15 protein-coding genes and 1 tRNA gene are annotated in these 18,148 nt (G+C 29.6%); 6 read left to right on the forward strand and 10 right to left on the reverse strand.

The annotated features are described in order from the left end of the window. Positions 1–22: 22 nt before the first annotated feature. A complete protein-coding gene (locus KDK92_RS00905) occupies positions 23–1,333 on the reverse strand; it encodes an ABC transporter substrate-binding protein (protein ID WP_250857138.1) in 1,311 nt (436 codons plus the stop codon). A gap of 327 nt (positions 1,334–1,660) precedes the next feature. On the opposite strand from KDK92_RS00905, the gene tlp reads away from it, so the two are divergent. From tlp to KDK92_RS00920, 3 genes are all read left to right on the forward strand, one after another. Then, complete coding sequence (gene tlp / locus KDK92_RS00910) at positions 1,661–1,888, forward strand: small acid-soluble spore protein Tlp (protein ID WP_250857139.1); 228 nt, start codon at positions 1,661–1,663, stop codon at positions 1,886–1,888. Between the two features lie 203 nt (positions 1,889–2,091). Beyond that, a tRNA-Met gene (locus KDK92_RS00915) sits at positions 2,092–2,167 on the forward strand. 97 nt (positions 2,168–2,264) lie between these two features. Further along, a complete protein-coding gene (locus tag KDK92_RS00920) occupies positions 2,265–2,921 on the forward strand; it encodes a pentapeptide repeat-containing protein (RefSeq protein ID WP_250857140.1) in 657 nt (218 codons plus the stop codon). Positions 2,922–2,975: 54 nt separating this feature from the next. Here KDK92_RS00920 and KDK92_RS00925 read toward each other — a convergent pair whose 3' ends face one another. The 7 genes from KDK92_RS00925 to KDK92_RS00955 form a co-directional block, all read right to left on the reverse strand. Continuing rightward, positions 2,976–4,220, reverse strand: a complete 1,245-nt coding sequence (locus tag KDK92_RS00925; RefSeq protein ID WP_250857141.1) for a DEAD/DEAH box helicase — start codon at positions 4,218–4,220, stop codon at positions 2,976–2,978. 246 nt (positions 4,221–4,466) lie between these two features. Further along, complete coding sequence (locus tag KDK92_RS00930) at positions 4,467–5,273, reverse strand: HAD hydrolase family protein (RefSeq protein ID WP_250857142.1); 807 nt, start codon at positions 5,271–5,273, stop codon at positions 4,467–4,469. Between the two features lie 3 nt (positions 5,274–5,276). Beyond that, positions 5,277–6,362 (reverse strand): cysteine protease StiP family protein, encoded by a 1,086-nt coding sequence (locus KDK92_RS00935; RefSeq protein ID WP_250857143.1) that lies wholly within the window; start codon positions 6,360–6,362, stop codon positions 5,277–5,279. Further along, on the reverse strand, positions 6,359–7,702 hold the full coding sequence (locus tag KDK92_RS00940; RefSeq protein ID WP_250857144.1) for a phosphoribosyltransferase family protein: 1,344 nt from the start codon (positions 7,700–7,702) through the stop codon (positions 6,359–6,361). The genes KDK92_RS00935 and KDK92_RS00940 overlap by 4 nt, the downstream gene beginning before the upstream one ends. Further along, the gene (locus KDK92_RS00945; RefSeq protein WP_250857145.1) at positions 7,623–8,741 is read right to left on the reverse strand and encodes an HpcH/HpaI aldolase/citrate lyase family protein; all 1,119 of its coding nucleotides are present in this window, start codon (positions 8,739–8,741) and stop codon (positions 7,623–7,625) included. The genes KDK92_RS00940 and KDK92_RS00945 overlap by 80 nt, the downstream gene beginning before the upstream one ends. Positions 8,742–8,955: 214 nt before the next feature. Continuing rightward, the gene (locus KDK92_RS00950; protein ID WP_250857146.1) at positions 8,956–10,401 is read right to left on the reverse strand and encodes a DEAD/DEAH box helicase; all 1,446 of its coding nucleotides are present in this window, start codon (positions 10,399–10,401) and stop codon (positions 8,956–8,958) included. Between the two features lie 15 nt (positions 10,402–10,416). Further along, the gene (locus KDK92_RS00955) at positions 10,417–10,773 is read right to left on the reverse strand and encodes a hypothetical protein (RefSeq protein ID WP_250857147.1); all 357 of its coding nucleotides are present in this window, start codon (positions 10,771–10,773) and stop codon (positions 10,417–10,419) included. 265 nt (positions 10,774–11,038) lie between these two features. Here KDK92_RS00955 and KDK92_RS00960 point away from each other — a divergent pair, with 265 nt between their 5' ends. Together KDK92_RS00960 and KDK92_RS00965 are read left to right on the forward strand one after the other, a co-directional pair. Continuing rightward, on the forward strand, positions 11,039–12,031 hold the full coding sequence (locus tag KDK92_RS00960; RefSeq protein ID WP_250857148.1) for a D-alanyl-D-alanine carboxypeptidase family protein: 993 nt from the start codon (positions 11,039–11,041) through the stop codon (positions 12,029–12,031). Positions 12,032–12,247: 216 nt separating this feature from the next. After that, positions 12,248–15,268, forward strand: coding sequence for a YhgE/Pip family protein (locus tag KDK92_RS00965; RefSeq protein WP_250857149.1), 3,021 nt, complete (start codon positions 12,248–12,250; stop codon positions 15,266–15,268). Between the two features lie 65 nt (positions 15,269–15,333). Here KDK92_RS00965 and KDK92_RS00970 read toward each other — a convergent pair whose 3' ends face one another. Then, positions 15,334–15,729: a bacteriohemerythrin gene (locus KDK92_RS00970; protein ID WP_250857150.1), complete on the reverse strand. Its 396-nt coding sequence runs from the start codon at positions 15,727–15,729 to the stop codon at positions 15,334–15,336. A gap of 359 nt (positions 15,730–16,088) precedes the next feature. Here KDK92_RS00970 and KDK92_RS00975 point away from each other — a divergent pair, with 359 nt between their 5' ends. Further along, positions 16,089–17,537: a histidine kinase N-terminal 7TM domain-containing diguanylate cyclase gene (locus KDK92_RS00975; protein ID WP_250857151.1), complete on the forward strand. Its 1,449-nt coding sequence runs from the start codon at positions 16,089–16,091 to the stop codon at positions 17,535–17,537. Between the two features lie 271 nt (positions 17,538–17,808). On the opposite strand, the gene KDK92_RS00980 is transcribed toward KDK92_RS00975, so the two are convergent. Further along, positions 17,809–18,069, reverse strand: a complete 261-nt coding sequence (locus tag KDK92_RS00980) for a hypothetical protein (RefSeq protein ID WP_250857152.1) — start codon at positions 18,067–18,069, stop codon at positions 17,809–17,811. Positions 18,070–18,148 lie beyond the last annotated feature (79 nt).

Raw genomic sequence — 18,148 nt, forward strand, 5'->3', positions numbered from 1 at the left:
TATTCCCTGCGCAGCTCTTATCTTATCTCATCTTTTCCCATTGTTCTTGTGAATCTTTCACAACTTCTTCCCATGTATATTCACCAGCATAATATTTTTGAATGTTAGCACCTAATACATCCTGTCCCCATCCTGTTGGGTAACCCATAAATACCCATGGAGTAGTTTTTCCTGCTTCAGCATATCTCTTTATTGCTATACCTAATGAATCTTGAGGTGAAAGTTTTTCATACCCTTTTAGAGGTGGAATAAAGTAAAACTTGTTTACTATATAGTCCTTACCTTTTTCAGAAGTATACAACCAATTTAAGAAATCTTTAGCAGCAGCCTTAACTTCTTCATCACAATTCTTATTGACAGCCCAATGCATAGGAACGCCAACTGGTATGCAGTCTTCTTTTCCTCCAACTATAGGCATAGGTAATATATCTAAATTTTCTGCTACATTTTCATCAATCTCTTTTACACCATTATAAACCCAGTTACCTTGCTGAATAATAGCTACTCTTTCAACAGCAATACCTTGATCAACTTGTGTTGAGTAGTCAACAGCATTTAATTTTTGTTTGCCATTTTTATATAGCGAATAATCTGCTTGAAGGTCAATTATTTTCTTTAAAGCTTCACTATTTTTAAATTCTACTTCTTTTGCGTTAAATGTTTCTATACTATTTGAAAATTCTTGGCCAAAAGCTGCATTAGAAGTATGAAGTCCTGTTACCCAAGTTTCCTTAGCTGCATAGCTAAATACTGCTTCTAAATTAGGAAACTGACCTTTCAATTCTCCATTTTTAATCTTTTCATCTAATGTCTTAACAGCTGCTTCTAGTGAGTTAAAATCTTTAATTTTTGCTGCGTCTATTCCGGCTGCTTCAAATATTTCCTTATTATAAATAAATCCATAGCCTTCTATATTGAATGGAAGAGCATATACCTTCCCCTCTGAAGTTGCTCCTGATAACATTCCATCAAGCGCTAAGTCAACCCATGGCTCATTAGATAAATCCTCAAGCTTACTCATCCAATCCTCAACATCTTGTGGTCCACCAATATTGAAGATTGTTGGTTCACTACCAGATTGAAATTTTGCCTTTAAGGCAGCACCATAGTCATCTCCACCACCAACTGTTTGAAGATTAATCTTAACATTTGGATGTTCCTTCATGTAATCATTAATTGCTGATTCAAGTTCTTTTGCAATTTCTACTTTGAATTGAAAAATGTTCACCTCTACATTACTGGCCTTCTTATTTCCCCCACAGCCAGTTAAAACTAATACAACAGTAAAAATTAACATTACTAAAAGCGATATAACTTTTTTGGTTTTTAACATACATAATTCCCCCTTGTATTGATGAATATTTATTGATATTTAAGTTAGAAAATAATTTAGTTTTATGATATGAAATCTCCATTGCTATCTACCTTGTACTATGAAGTTAACTTCTCTTATGAAGTAGTTTATCTATAGTCAATGTAGTTCACATTAATATAATATTCTCCAATATCTATTTTTAGAATAACTTTTGCAAACGGTTTCATAAATTTTTATCTCTTTATTTTTGAATAACAAATATTGTTCTAGCCATAATAATATAGACGGTGTTTGTATATACTAATTTACACTTAAAATATTAATTGCACAAAGGAGAGAAAAATTATGAAACCAAAAAAAGATGACAGAAGCGATAATGTAGATAAAATTCAGTATAATATTGATATGACTATACAAAACTATCGTAAAGCTGAAGAAATGATTGAAATTACAGATGACGAGAAAACAAAAGAAGCATTAGAAGCAAAAAATGATAGAAGGTTAGAATCTCTTGCTAATATGAGAAAAGAAATTAAAGATGAAGCAAAAGCTAAACAGAACGGATATAAATAAGTGCTCTTAACATCTTGTATTAGTTATGAAATATAGAATAGCATTACTAAAGGTGGTATTTCCAACAGAAAATACTGCCTTTAGTTGTTTCGTTTTGTATCCCGCTAAGAGTGAACAATTAGTAAGCGATTTGTTCACTTTCTTGACTTATTGGATTTCTTATGTTATATTAAGTATCTAATCAAAACTTATAGAATTAATGACGCGGGGTGGAGCAGTTGGTAGCTCGTCGGGCTCATAACCCGAAGGTCATAGGTTCAAGTCCTATCCCCGCAACCATAGAAACTCCTATACTTATGTATAGGAGTTTCTTACTAATAATAAAAAGCTAGAATAAAACGGAAGACAAATAAGATTATTTGTTATGGAGGTAAAAATGGCTAGAAATCAAAGTGTTAAAGGAAATTTTAATTATAATAATATAGAGAAAAAAAATAAAAACTTTATGTATAAAAATCTTCATAGAAGCAATTGCTACAATAGCGATTTTTCAAATTCAAATTTTGATTATGTAAGTTTTAGAGGTGCACATTTCAAGTCATGTACTTTTTTGGGGTGTACTTTTAGATGGGCAGAATTTATTGGAACAAATTTAAAAGGTAGTATTTTTAAAAAAGCTAAATTTGAAAATACTATATTTGACTCCGTAAATCTAGATGGAGTTGATTTCAAAGATGCGGAATTTAAAAATACTATATTTTTATCCACTGATACATCGAAAGCTAAAAATTTAAATTTAAAAGATTCAAACATTAGAATTTTTGATGAAATGCCACAATTAGAAATTAGCGCAGAACTAGAAATGGCTGTTAAAAATATAATGAAAAATGACTATGTAAAAAAGGCAAGAATCTTTGATACAAAGGACGGGAATATAAACGTATTAAACTTAATGATCTTATTAGATAACTTTGATGAGTCAACGTTAATCAAAGGATTAAATATCATTAAAGTTGAACTTGATAGAGCTTTTTACACATTAAGTTATATAATCAAGTTACTTAAAAATTACAAAATAGATGGAAATATTTAATTCACTTTTAAAGATATAAAAAATATCATGAGAAGCTTCTCATGATATTTTTTTCTATTTTGTTGAATTATTTCTTCTTCTATTAGAATTACGATTTTGACCATATTTTTTAGTAGAAGTATTTTTAGTAGGTTTCTTGTTTACTATTGGGGTATCACTAGCAATTTGTTTGTAAGGATGATCTTCAATTACTGGTATTGTCTTTCGGATAAGTTTTTCAATAGACTTAAGGTACGCCTTTTCTTCCACATCACAGAAGGCGATTGCAGACCCTTCAAATCCCGCCCTTCCAGTACGCCCAATTCTATGAACATAAGTTTCAGGGACTTCAGGTAAGTCAAAATTAATTACGTGTGATAATTCATTCACATCAATACCTCTTGCTGCTATATCCGTTGCTACCAAGACTCTTATTTTCCCTTCCTTAAAATTACTTAAGGCACGTTGTCTTGCATTCTGTGATTTATTACCATGAATAGCTTCAGCCTCTATTCCTACTTTAACAAGATCCTTTGTAATTGCATTTGCTCCACGTTTTGTTCTTGAAAACACCAAAACAGAATCTATAGACTCGTCCTTCAATAGATGCTTAAGTAAAGATTTCTTTTGTTTTTTACCAACAAAATATAACTCTTGTTTAATGATATCTACTGTAGATGAAACAGGAGTAACTTCAACTTTCTCTGGGTTTTTCACAATAGAATTTACTAGCTTTAAAATCGCTGGTGGCATAGTTGCAGAGAATAGCATGTTTTGCCTAACTTTTGGTAGCTGTGCTATTATTCTTTTTACATCATGAATCATTCCCATATCCAGCATACGATCTGCCTCATCAAGCACAAAATATTCTACGTTACGTAAGTCAATATATTTCTGATTAAATAGGTCAAGCATTCTTCCTGGAGTTGCAACTAGTATATCCACTCCTGCTTTAAGTGCATTTGTTTGAGGTCTTTGTGAAACCCCACCAAAAATAACTATATTTTTAAGGTCTGTATATTTACCATAAGCTGTAAAGCTTTCTCCTATCTGAATAGCTAATTCCCTAGTAGGAGCTAATATCAATGCTCTAATAGGTTTAGGCCCTTTTTTAACTCTTTTCTCATTATAAAGATTTTGTAATACCGGAATAGCAAAAGCCGCTGTTTTTCCAGTACCAGTCTGCGCACAACCAACAAAATCCTTTTTGTTTAGTAAAGTTGGAATAGACTTTTCTTGTATTGGAGTAGCTTTTGTATATCCTTGTTCTTTTAAAGCCCTCTGAATAGGGTCGATTATATCTAAATTCTCAAATAACATTTTTTCTCCTTTGTAATTCTAAATTTTAGTTTCTTCTTTATGTTTTACAAAAAACATAACAAAAATCTTCCTTATGATAATATATTAAATGACAAACCCTAACATAGAAAGAATATCTGTCATAAGATATTATACAGTATTTTTGGATAAATAACACCAATTGACATAATACACCAAACCTATAACGTCAAGTATTGAGCAATTATTATAATAAAATTTATTATATCCTTTCAGTTATTTTTCTATCTATGAAACTTTTAACTCATCAATAACCTTAAGAAGAATTTCTTCCGATGCCTCAATCCCCTTGTTTTTTGTTATAAACATATTTTCCTTCCTGCTGTCATCATAATCAAGAGCTAAACCATGACTTGGAATAAATCCCTTATGTGAATTATTCAACATAGGTAAATCTAAAAATGAATCACCCGCTGAAATAATCTTATCTTCCTTTTCTTTCTTCTTCAAAAATTCAAGTGGCAGCCACTTATTTATAAACTCAGGTATAATATGAATTTTTCTTGTCTGCAAATCTAATTTATAATTATACTTATGGCATATTTTTTTTAATTCTACTATAAATTCATGTGGAAGTTCAGTGTTTAATCTTATCTTCCCATATACGAAGGTCTTATCACAGATTCTATAACTTAAGATAACATTTTTGGGTGTTACTTTTTCAATCTCTTTAAGGATATCTTCAGGAGAAATTATCTCTTTCATCCTCATTTCAATATATTTCTCCCAATAAGGCTCTAATTTACGCTCACCATCATTTACGATTATCTTTGCTCCGTTTGCAACTATTGCATACTTTGGAATTATTTCAGCTTTAAATATATCAATTCGATTAAATTCCGCCTCAGTTCTTGTTGTAACTGGAACAAACAATGTAGATTCGTTAATATTTTTTAGCAATTGTATTGTCCTTTTAGATATATATGAAATTATTCTTCCTTCCTTCTTTTCAATTGGGATAAAATCGCTATTCTCCTCATTAATAAACCTAGTAGAGTATATCAATGTTCTATCTAAATCTGATGCAAATATCATAGATTATCCCCTTCCTCTTAATTGCTTAATTAACCCAAAACATGAATAGGATTTACTTTCAATAATTTTTATTGGTATTCCCTTTTCCTTGGCTAATCTATATATATGCTCTAAGTTGGGATTGTCCATGGTATTTACAAGAATCATCCAAGGAACCCTTCTAAGCAATACTCTTGTTGTTTCCCCTACTCCTGGTTTAATAAAATTTATATCCTCTATATCATATTGTGCTTTAATTTTCTCTATATCTTTAAGACCTCTTCTGTCAGGCTCCTCACATTCATATTCAATTTCATGTAAAGTCAAATTGAAAGATTGAGATATAGTGTCTACATAATACTGTGACAAATCTTTTTTTATTAAGGATTGATAAAATTTAGAACCATGAAAATCATCTTCTCCAATAATATCTTTATTTAGTACTGTTCTACTCATAAGTCCTGAAACAGTAGAATTTAAACATGCATTCGGAATAAGAAAATCCTCTCTAGTGGCATAAGTAGAGCATATTCTTCCGGGATCTGCTAATACTGCTAAATCACTATTTAATTCAATTCCATATTTATTCTTAAAGCTTTCACAGGAATTTTCCAAAGTGTTTTTAATAACACCTTTCCCTGTCCATCCATCTATAAATTGAATATTACTATGTCCATGTTTTTCAATCATAAACTTTACAGCATTTTCATCTAAACCAGCTTCTCTGATTATAGATACGCTGTAATGAGGTAAATCAATTTCATATTTATATTTTATAAATCTCTTTACTAAAATTCCTATAGGAGTACCTGCTCTTGCCAAGGAAACTAATATTAACTTACTTCCTCTTTTTTTTATGATTTTTTCCGAAAGTACAGCTGTTAAAGTAGCTATTTTTTCTTTTGTTTCCTCTAAAGTTTTCATAAATATCTGTACATATTCTTCAGATGGTTCATACTCAATAGGAAGCATATTGGAATAACTTACTCCTTTTTGTATAGCTTGTTCTCTTTCGAAGGTATCCATTTCCTTAAGTTCATTATTAATTAACTTTAATAAAAAAATAACGTCATCAGGAGAATAAGAACCAGAACTTAAAGCCTCTTTCATATCTGCCCCTCCTCTGAAAAACACACAAAAGTTATATTCTTAATTCCTACTGTTGAGAAAATATTTGCAAGTTCAGTTTTAGTGTCTTCCTTTAGCTCTCTTTCACTAAAGAAAAATACATCTTCATAAAAATCATGAGGGAGATTATATAAATAATTTTTAATCTTATCACCATTAGGAGCATTAAATTCTACTTTATTCTTATTTCCATATCCTTCTTTATTAAGAGGGAAAACGGGGCTCTTTGTTGATGATTGGAAATATACATCCTCCCCCATATAACTTGAAATAATACATGGTAAATAAATAAACTCCCCTTCTCCAACACAAAGACACCTTTCCTTAGTTCTATATGTATTTAGAATGGCTCCATGCTCTTTACATTGTTTTTCAACATCAAGACTTTCCTTATAACTTAATCCAAATCTTCCTGTATACTTTATGTAATTTTCATTATATAATGGCGTTTTTAATTTTATATCTTTATGCTTATTAGGATATGATTTAATTTTTAGTAATTCTTCTCCCTTAACTTCATCTATTTTCTTACACTTAACTGTTCCTTTTGTAAGAGATGAAAAAATTATATTTTGCCCATTGTTCTCATATTTATCTTTATCTCTCCAGTCTAATATAGATATAACTCCGAAGCTTTCTCCTGGTAAATTTTTAATCAAATTTCTAGCTGTATTACCTGTTGTTATCTCATCGTCTATTAATACAATTTCCTCAAAATTATTAAAATACTCCTTTGTAGGTGCATAAATCATATGATTAACAGCATGAGAATGCTCTTCTTTAAAAACAAAGTTTGGTGTTGAATTATCAATTATTTCTCTTGTGGTATGTATATACCATCCATTTTCAAAGCAATTAAATACTCCCTGAGCTAAACCAGTAGCAGTCTCTGCAAAACCTATAAATAAAGTCTTTTTAGGTAAAGAAATTTTTATATTTGCTGCTTTTACAGCTTCTTTTATAATATTAGATTTCAATTCATTACTTTCATCTCTTTTAAATACATCATTTTTTAAAAGTTCTTTCAACCCTTCAATTAGTACATCAATATCAGAATAGGTCTTATTATATCTATCCATAACCCATTGTCTCGCTAAAATTGCTCCAGTAATCTTCAAAACTTCAGGTTTAATAGGTATGTGTTTACCTATTAGCCTGCTTACAAATAAAAATGCTCTTTTTTTATTTTCTCTTGCAGACATTGTAAATAAAAGATCTTCTGGAATATTGAATTTATTATCTTTAATATCCAGTTTTATTTCTAAAGCTTCTTTCTGAAGTTTGGCTTGTCCACTTGAGTAAATCTTTATAATCTTTTCCATAGTTGTAAACCCCCATAATTTTTGCTCTTTTCAATATATTAGTTGCCCATATTGTGTGCGGCTTTATTTCGTTCATTTTATTTCTATATGTACTTCTTATTACGCCATCTTCATTGGATGTTACTATATCTATGGCATCACTATATTCTTCCTTACTTACAACTAAAGAAGCATTGACTGAAAATACTTGTTTAGGATGAATAACAGTTTTTCCTGTAAGCCCATTAGTTATATCCAGCTTAATCTCCTTAATGAATGTACTAGGTTGAAATATTTTGGAATTATTGAAATATTCATATACAGGTCCTGAGATAACGTACTCATCTCTTTTAAAAACATTTATTATATCATATATGCAATCTGACACTACTCCCACGTCATAAATAGTATGCTCCTTATTTCTTCTAATTCCAAGAATACCACTTAAATCTGTAGCCCCTATTCTAATGTTTAAAATCAAATCTTTATATTTATCAAAATAGTTCTTCAGCTTAATAAGTTCTTCAAGCCTTGTCTCTTTATATGCTATACTTTTACTTTCCAATACCGGAAGAACAAATAACTTCTTATTGTTTGCTTTATTAAAATCATCTACTAATGGAAAATATAAATTACAGTTATCTATACTTATCTTTGGTACTATAAACCCGCACAGACAATCCAATGGATAATTTTCAAGAATCTTTTTAAGTTGTTGTGGATTCTTAACCCTTAAAAATATTAGAGGAAGATTTCTTTCTATAAATGTATTATCTTTTTTTTGTAATCTATGAACCTCTTTAAAGAATTTAAAAACATTTTTTTCAGCATTTAAAATGTTATTGGAATCTGTTGCATCCTCCAAACAAATTGCCACAGAATTGCAATTTTGAAATCTCAAGTTAATCAAAGAATTTAATAAATCTTCTCTAAGTGCACTGGTATATAGTAGAGCACCTATTGAGTAAACCAATATATCTCTTGAAGAATTTAATTTATATTCACATGGATTTATATAAAAAATTTCATTTAAACTTTGAAGGTACTCAAAGTGTTTCAATACCATCATCTCCTAGTTGTTTAATACATAACTTTTTATTACTCATTATAACATCTTTAATAATATCTTTTCCAATTTTTTAGTAACTACCCTAGGTCCTAATGAGAGACATTAATGCAGGTTAAAATCCAGAATATTTAGTTAAATTTAAATTTCTTTTTTCTCATATTTAAAAAGAGGCTGTTAATAGGACAGCCTCTAGTTTTGGGGATTGCTACATCTCCACTTTACTTACCGTGCGGAGTCTACCTTTAATAGGTGTCTTTTGTAACTCCTGAAAAATATACTCACCTTTATTATTTAATATTTCTACAAAGGTAGATATATCAAGTACATTTATGATCCCTATGTCATCCTTTGTCATGCCTTCAATGTTGCAAAGTGTACCTACAATATCTACTGGTCTCATTTTTGTTTTCTTACCTGCATTGATATGCAATTTCATAATTTCTTTGCTTAGCTGTGCGCCTTTTATTTCTTTATTTTGAGGTTTAGTATTTATTTTTACAACAAATTCCTCTTTGAAATTATTCACAGTTTCTTTCTCTGGTCTTTCTTTTAAAACAATCTCTTTGCCGATATATTGCTGTATATCATTTAGAAACTTACTTTCATTTTGTGCTACAAAAGTAACTGCTCTACCTTTCCTGTTTATACGTCCAGTTCTTCCTATCCTATGAACATAGCTTTCGCAATCTTGTGGTATATCATAATTGATTACAAGTGAAATGTTATCTATATCTATTCCTCTAGCTGCAACATCTGTAGCAACCAGATATCTGAAATTACCTTGTTTAAAATCATTCATTACTCTTAACCTATCACGTTGTTCCATTCCGCCGTGAGTCTTGCCACAAGTATACTTCAGCTTTGCCAGCTCATTATAAACCTCATCCACCTTATGCTTTGTATTGCAAAATATAATACAACTATCGGGGTTTTCTACTATGGTTATGTCTCTTAAAAGTTCATTCTTATCATTTTGATTTACATTATATCTTTCTTGACATATCCTATCTGCTGCTGAACTTTGGTTTTCTATTTCAACAAGTATAGGTTCTTTCATGTATTTGTTACATAAAGCCTCTATATCTTTAGGCATTGTAGCTGACAATAAAACCGTCACACGTTCCTTTGACAAACTGTTTATTATGGTCTGTATTTGCTCTATAAATCCCATATTAAGCATTTCATCAGCTTCATCTATTACAAGGTATTTTATTTTTGATGTATCAAATGTCCCTCTTTCAATGTGATCTATAATACGCCCCGGTGTTCCAACCACCACATGTGTTTTTTGTTTAAGTTGTTTTTCTTGTTTAATAAAAGGAGACTTTCCGTAAATTGCTGGTACTTTAATCCTTTTAAATCTGCCAATATTAAAAATATCTTCTTTGACCTGAATAGCAAGTTCTCTTGTTGGTGTAATCACTAATGCTTGAGGTTTATTTTCTTCCCAATCTACTAATTCACAAATAGGGATAGCAAATGCAGCAGTCTTTCCGCTTCCAGTTTGAGACTTTACTATTATATCCTTTTGCTCTAATACAGCCGGTATAACCTGTTCCTGAACACTTGTAGGCCTTTTAAAATTTAGCATGCTAATTGCTTTTAATATATCATTGCTCAATGGGTAATCCTTAAAATTTGCTTTTATCATTTAATCATCTCTTTCTTACTTATTAACTATATTCGTTAGTAGATTAACAATCATGTCTTCTTTAGGTTTTTTAGTTTTTTTAGCAACAATCGCAAGTGCATAATATGTTTTTTCATCAACATTTAAGATTATAGGTTGCAGTTTTTTTGTAGTTTTTTTCATACCACTTTTTGCTTTCTCTTCATTTGAAATTTCATCTGAATTTGCATTTTTTATAATTCCTTCTATTTTAGAAGCCCACACCGACTCTTTTTCTTTTACGAAATTATTAATTATTTCATATATAAAATCATTTCTTTCTAATTCTTTTTCTTTAGCTTTTAGTTTTAAATCTCTTTTTAAATCTTTCGTTACATTTAATTTAATTTTCATTTTATCTCCTCTTACTCTTCTTTATCTTCTATATATATCGTTAGTTTTATATTATAACACATTATATCCATTATGATTGTATTATCAGTTTCCTTTTTACAATCACAATATAGTTTATCACCTTAGAACTATGCTATTCAGAAAAACAAAAAAAATTTCCAATGCCTCCTTAACCTCTTTGTAACATATTGTCGAAATAAATGTATTATTATATTGTAGTAAGTCTGTAGGGGGTATCTATTTTACTATAGGAGTTGAAGTTTATATGAAAAAGTTGAATGTTAAAGGAAAAATATTGAGTATTGCTCTTGTTATACTCTTGATATCATCACTTCCTTTTGCCAATAAAGTTGAGGCAATTACTAAATGTGATGTAAAGCCTAATAAATCTGAAGGAAAAAAAGACATAATTTTGGAAATAATCAAGAACATTAGTCAAGATACTGAAAAAGATTCATCAGATAATATTGATACTGAAGTTGAAGTTGAAGATGAATTTAAAGATGAAGAACATGAGGTTTATATTGTACAGTCTGGAGATACATTATTTAAAATTTCAGTTAAATATAATATAGACATTAGAAAACTTAAGGAAATCAATGACTTGACAAGTGATACTATATATATTGGACAAGCATTAACTATTATCACTGATGCTAACGGTTTAAATGATAAAATCATTGTAAGTAATCCAGATCATATTTTAGCATTAGTAAATAAGAAAAATAAATTGCCCTCAGATTATATTCCTCATAATCTTGTTGTGCCGAATGTTCCTTTTCCCTTTAAAAGTTATCATTCTAAAAAATTAATGAGAAAAGAGGCTGCTCAAGCATTAGAAAATTTATTTAAAAAAGCTGAAGAAGATAATATTAAAATATATGCATTATCAGGTTATCGCTCATATACGAGACAAGAATCTATTTTTGCTTCCAATGTTAAAAAAAACGGATTAGAAAAAGCTAACCAATTTAGTGCTAAACCTGGTGAGAGCGAACACCAAACTGGTTTAGCAATGGATTTAACAAGCCCTTCAGTTAATAATGTTTTAACTCAACGTTTTGGACAAACTATGGAGGGTAAATGGGTTAAAGCTAATGCTTATAAATTTGGATTTATAATTCGCTATCCTAAAGGTAAAGAACACATTACTGGATATCAGTATGAACCATGGCATTTACGTTTTGTTGGTAAAGAAGCGGCAGAAGAAATTTTTAATAAAAACATAACTTTAGAAGAATACTTGGGCGAAATTTAACTGCTGATGCCAAATCAGCAGTTTTTATTTTAACACATAAGATACTTTGTCCCTAGTATATCTTCCTAAAATAACTACCACTGGAACTTATGGAAAAATCGTGTTTGATTTAAATTTTCTACATCATTTGACATATTTACTTTATATATATATAATTATATATTGCATCAATATTTTAAAATCACCAATTATATTTACCGAAACGGAGGACAACTTGTGAAAAAGATCTTAAAAATTTTTACTAGTGATATAAAAAATATATTTAAAAACAAAATAGCTTTAATTATAGTATGTGGCTTACTGATATTGCCTTCTCTTTATGCATGGTTTAATATATATGCCTCTTGGGATCCTTATGGAAGTACTGGTGGCATTAAGATTGCTGTGTGTAACAAAGATGTAGGAGGAAAAATAAAAGACAGTGAAATTATGATTGGTGAAGAGCTTATAGAAAATTTGAAAGAAAATGATACTTTAGGGTGGACATTTGTAGATGATTCTGATGAAGCTATAGATCTTACTAGAACTGGAGAAGTATATGCTAGTATAATAATTCCAAAGGACTTTTCTGAAAAAATGAGTACAATTATCGATGATAATCCAATGAAACCGTCCTTAGAATATTATGTTAACGAAAAAGTAAATGCTATTTCTCCTAAAATCACCGATAAAGGAGCTTCAACAATTCAAAATCAAATAAGTTCTGCTTTTATTGAATCAGTCACTACACAAATTTTTTCAATGTTGAAAGATGCTGGTGTAAAAACTGAAGATATCGATCCAATATTTAATACATACAAAAAGTATTTAGATAATTTAATCGAAGATATTCCTATTATGGCTCAACGATTAAATGATAATTCCAAAGGAGTTGACAAAGGTTCAGAACTTGTTTCTCTTTCTTCTAAAGATATTGATTTAGTTGATAACACTTTGAATGATTTAGTTTCTTTTACTCATGATTTCAAAACAGATATAGATACTCTTAATGAAAATACAGATGAAACTTCAAGAGATCTTGTTGAAACTCTTAACTTAACAAAAATCTGTCTTGAAGATTTAGATAATAATACAGTGAAACTTAAAGATAAACTTGTATTAGAGAAACCTGATTTTGTAAATACTCTCAATGAAAGCTCTGATAATTTAAAAATAATAATTGAGGATATGCGCTCTATTCAAAGCAGTCTTAATCAGTTTGATGAAGATATATCTCCTGAAATAGAGAGTTTAGCTGAAATAACAGAAAATCAATTAATTGAACTAGAAAATTTATTAAAAAAATTACTTACCATTGATTATAATAATAATTCAGTATATGAGATTACAAAGACCATACGCGAATTAGACGCTAATATTAGGACTAATCTTTTAAAGATAAATGGTACGTTAGATCCTATGATAGAAAAGAATTCTAAAATCGTTACTCCTAGAGTCAATTATATCACTGCTATAACTAGCAATTTTGATAAGATATTTGATAAAAATATACCTGAAGATACAAATAAACCTGAAGATACAAATAAACCTGAAGACACAAATAAACCTGAAGACATATTAGAACGTGGAACCGCAAATGAAAAGTATAAAAAAGCTGTTATTGATGAAGCTAATAAAAGATCTGATAATATTTTGAAAAACATTGAAGCTTTTAAAATAGAACTTTCAAAAAACCCATCAACACTTGATGAAAATTTAAATACAATAATTAAAACTATAAATAAATACCCATTGGGGAATGATTTAAAATTACCACTCGAGAGTACTTTAGATTCTATGAAGGAAAATCTTGAAAATATCAAAATTGATAATGACTATACAACCTCATATGAAAATTTATACAAGGAAAACAATGCATTAAAATTATATGGAGCATCACTGAAGCTACCAGAGGATATAAGTGAGTCAATTGATAAAGCTTTATCTACATTGGATACTATAGATGATACATGTGATTCAATTGATAAGGACGTTAATAAATTTATACATTATTTTGTATATTATACTAGCAATTTAAAAGGAAACGTGGAAGATATCAGAATCCATCTTAACACGATTAATGAATTAATAGGAGATGAGAAAAATTATCTAATACCTCTAGTTAAGGAAGTTACAGATATCTCATTATCTAGAATGGATGAAGTATCTAATCTATTGAGTGATTTATCAAATGATATTAACGATAATAATAACATTGAAAACTCACTAGATAATATACATAATTTAAATTCAAATATGATTAGCAATCTTGATAATTTGATTATAAAAATCAATACTGATTTAACTGCTACTGTAAAAAGATATTTATCTAACGCATCTAATTTTTCATCAGATGCTAATGCACTCCTCGTGAGTATTACTGCTAAAACTGAGCTAATAAAAGATTTTTCAACCACAGCGGCTAATAATGGACAAGTTGCTGCTGCTGATATGATTAAGATTAGTGAAGAATTACCAGAACTTCAAGAGGATTTAACGCACTTAAGTAACAGACTGGATGAGTTTTCAGAAAAAGCAAATATCGAAGAATTTGTAGATAAAATTGAGTCTAATGAAAATGTTATTTCGGATTTTATGGCAGCTCCTGTTGACTTGAACTCTCATTCATTATACTCTACAGATTTTTACGGATGCAGTATGACACCTTTTTACACAACTTTATCTCTATGGGTTGGAATTTTGGTTTTATCTTCATTATTAACAACAGAAAGTAAAAATGTAGATTTTAAACCTACTCCATTACAAACTTACTTAGGTAAATATCCTTTGTTTGCTACTTTAGCTATGCTTCAAGGCTTAATAGTATCATTAGGTGATTTGTATTTATTAAAGGTTACTGCTGCCGAACCTACTTTATTTGTACTTTTAAGTATATTTCAAAGTTTAGTGTTTTGTACTATAATATACGCATTACTTTCTCTTTTTGGAAATGTAGGAAAAGCAATGGGAGTTGTACTTTTGGTACTTCAAGTTGCTGGTTCTGGTGGAACTTTCCCTATACAGATGACTCCACTATTTTTCCAAAAACTATATTCATGGCTTCCCTTTACTTATGGTATTGGAGCTCTAAGAGAAGCTGTATTTGGAGTGCTTTATCCTGCACTTAGAACAGACATCCTTACATTATTTTCTTATCTTGTTATATTTTTTATAATGGGTCTTTTATTTGTAAGTCTAGCTCATGAGCCTCTAGAAAAAATAGCTCATAAGCTTGAAGAATCAGGAATTGCAGAATAAATAAAAGCATCTGTGTTAACGCACAGATGCTTTTATTTATGAGTATGGTAACCAACAGACTAAGGCTATTTATCACCAACATATTCTTTGTCTTTATCAAGTATATGCTCCTTAATCCATTTAACTATAAAGTCTAATATTCCTATGATATATTGATCTTGATTAGCATCTACTTCCTTAAAGTTTATATTGCTAACTTTTTCTATGAAATAGTCATGCTGCATTTTGTGAGTAAATAATTTTTTATAACCTATACTTGCTAGATAATCCTCTTCTTCTGAAAAGTGAAATTGAGCATATTCCTTCAATTCATCTATTATATCTAGTATCTTATCGTATTTATCCACATAAAAATCATTTTCCAGAAGCTGATACCCTTTGTTAGCTATCTCAAAAATCTTTTTATGTTCATTATCAATTTTCTCTATTCCAATCTCGTATTCATTTTTCCACACAAACATATACTTTACCCCCTGATAAAAAGATTAACTAAATCTCTTATTTATTATAAAATTGTACCCACACAATTAAATACTTATTTTCTAACCTTAATGAATTTAATTACATTATAATTCAAAAATAATATAAATATGTAGGTTATGTGTATCACTTTGCTTCTAATCAATTATAATTGTTATGTAATATTAAATATTCTTATAACCATATAATACTATACTTACATGAATTAATCAATTAAATTTCTCTGATAACTATAAAACTCTTTATTCATGATTCCCCTCCTATTCTTTATTATGGGTAGGAGACTATGATATAATAAATCTAAATGTTTTTTGAAAATTATACTAGAGGAGCATGATTGATGAACAAATCTTTATTAAGTATCCTGTTAATTATATCTTCAATATTGCTTAGCAATCTGGCTCTTTATGGAATTAGAAGAAAGAAAATACCTGGTGCTTTTGCGTTTTCTATTCTTTTGATAGCCATGACATTTCATTCTTTAGGGTATTCCTTTGAGCTGTTAAGTGATTCTGTAGAAAAGATGTATTTTGGGATAAGAATAGAATATATAGGAGTGTCTTTTTTTCCATTTCTTATTATGCTGTTTGCAAGAGAGTATGCAGATGAAAGAAAATTTGCTAATAGATATATGTTATGTTTGCTGATTACGGTTAATATTGCTACTTTAGTTTTTGTGAACACAAATTCTTACCACTTCCTCTTTTATTCTTCTGTTAGCCTTGATTCTTCGTTGGGATTTAATGCTTTGAAGTTAGAAAAGGGAATTTGGTACTATGTACATATAGCTGTATTATGCTTTTCGAATTTGTACAGCATTATAGTTTTTGCTGTGAAATCAAAGAAATCAAAAGGAGACTACAGAACTAAAGCACTCTTTATGCTTGTGGGTGTCACAATACCTCTGGTGGTTTTTACTGTCTATATTTTGGGGTTTGGCCCGGCATGCATTGATTTACTACCATTCTCATATATATTTATGAGTCTTTTAATTGGAGTTGGCCTTTTCAGGTATGATATGCTTTTCTTGACACCTATCACCCATGAAATGGTGTTTAATGCTGTAGATGACGCTGTTCTGGTTACAGATAGGAATGGAATGCTTATAAGCTTTAACCACGCATCAAAACAGTTCTTCCCGTCTCTTGAAGGCATTAGGGCTGGTGAATCCATTAAATTGATTAGAGAACTGTTTAATTACGATTTTGAGTCATATAAGGATATCTATGAATTAGATGACAGGATATACAATTTCAAGCTTATTGAAATGAAAAACAACAGAGGGAGACTTTATGTTATAAATGACATAACTGAATCAGAACAGGCAAAAAAACAGCTTGAAATTCTGGCAACTAGGGATACCTTGACTGGAATTTACAACAGACGGCATTTTATGAATCAAATCGAAAAAGATGTAACCCAAGGAGTTTTTGTCATAATCGATATTGACTATTTCAAAAACATTAATGATAAATTTGGCCATACTGAAGGTGATAAGGTACTGAGATATTTTGGATATGAATTTAAAACTTTCTTTAAAGAGCATATGGTATGTAGATATGGAGGAGAGGAATTTGCCATTTTTATTCAGAATGATGATTTAGATAAGGCATTTTTAAAACTGGAAGCATTCAGGGAAAGAATAGTTTCTAATACTACTACTTTAAGATTTACATTCTCAGCGGGAATGGCTGCATATGAAACGGGTCGAATATCAAATACGATTATTGAAGCTGACAAAAAACTTTACGAGGCAAAGGAAAATGGTCGAAATCAAATTAGATACTAAGTTTTTTTCTATAATGTATCTTATGATTATACAGTGAACAGTATTATACATAGCGTATATTTAAGTCGAAGATTTGGACAAGGTATTAGATCTTATGGAAAATATAAATCAACTTTTCATTCTCCATTATAATACATATTAAATATTGTTCTAAACAAATCTACAATCCTCTATAGATTGCGCCCATGCAGGGCACACCAAATAAAGCATCTGTGCGTTAAACACAGATGCTATTATTTTTCATATCTATTATTATCGTGTGTTAGTGTTTCTAGTAAGATATATGTGTTATAAGCTCGTCTCTTTTCATTCTAATTAATCTAACGTCTTTATTCTCTTTCATAGCTTGTTTAATTACCATTTTTACTTCTTTGTAATCTACTTTTTTATAATCTATAGTATATCTTTCATCTATGTAATTGATAGTACTCATATAATGTCCATATTTATCTGTCCATTTAATTTCTACCCATGCAAAATCATCCTTTAAGTCTCTTAAAAGATCATTAATTGACCTACGTTTTTGCAACATAGTATATCCCCTCTAAATATATTATAATATGTAAATTTATAAATTAAAAGAACTTTTAGGATAATATGTAATTTGTGTC

It is taken from the genome of Oceanirhabdus seepicola (genome assembly GCF_023684385.1).
Classification (GTDB): domain Bacteria; phylum Bacillota; class Clostridia; order Clostridiales; family Clostridiaceae; genus Oceanirhabdus; species Oceanirhabdus seepicola.

Bases quoted from the DNA above. Each gene is read 5' to 3' on its own strand.
- tlp (WP_250857139.1), top strand. From the start codon at position 1,661: ATGAAACCAAAAAAAGATGACAGAAGCGATAATGTAGATAAAATTCAG.
- KDK92_RS00975 (WP_250857151.1), top strand. From the start codon at position 16,089: ATGAACAAATCTTTATTAAGTATCCTGTTAATTATATCTTCAATATTG.
- KDK92_RS00970 (WP_250857150.1), bottom strand. From the start codon at position 15,729: ATGTTTGTGTGGAAAAATGAATACGAGATTGGAATAGAGAAAATTGAT.
- KDK92_RS00935 (WP_250857143.1), bottom strand. From the start codon at position 6,362: ATGAAAGAGGCTTTAAGTTCTGGTTCTTATTCTCCTGATGACGTTATT.
- KDK92_RS00925 (WP_250857141.1), bottom strand. From the start codon at position 4,220: ATGTTATTTGAGAATTTAGATATAATCGACCCTATTCAGAGGGCTTTA.
- KDK92_RS00950 (WP_250857146.1), bottom strand. From the start codon at position 10,401: ATGATAAAAGCAAATTTTAAGGATTACCCATTGAGCAATGATATATTA.
- KDK92_RS00920 (WP_250857140.1), top strand. From the start codon at position 2,265: ATGGCTAGAAATCAAAGTGTTAAAGGAAATTTTAATTATAATAATATA.
- KDK92_RS00980 (WP_250857152.1), bottom strand. From the start codon at position 18,069: ATGTTGCAAAAACGTAGGTCAATTAATGATCTTTTAAGAGACTTAAAG.
- KDK92_RS00930 (WP_250857142.1), bottom strand. From the start codon at position 5,273: ATGATATTTGCATCAGATTTAGATAGAACATTGATATACTCTACTAGG.
- KDK92_RS00940 (WP_250857144.1), bottom strand. From the start codon at position 7,702: ATGGAAAAGATTATAAAGATTTACTCAAGTGGACAAGCCAAACTTCAG.
- KDK92_RS00960 (WP_250857148.1), top strand. From the start codon at position 11,039: ATGAAAAAGTTGAATGTTAAAGGAAAAATATTGAGTATTGCTCTTGTT.
- KDK92_RS00905 (WP_250857138.1), bottom strand. From the start codon at position 1,333: ATGTTAAAAACCAAAAAAGTTATATCGCTTTTAGTAATGTTAATTTTT.
- KDK92_RS00955 (WP_250857147.1), bottom strand. From the start codon at position 10,773: ATGAAAATTAAATTAAATGTAACGAAAGATTTAAAAAGAGATTTAAAA.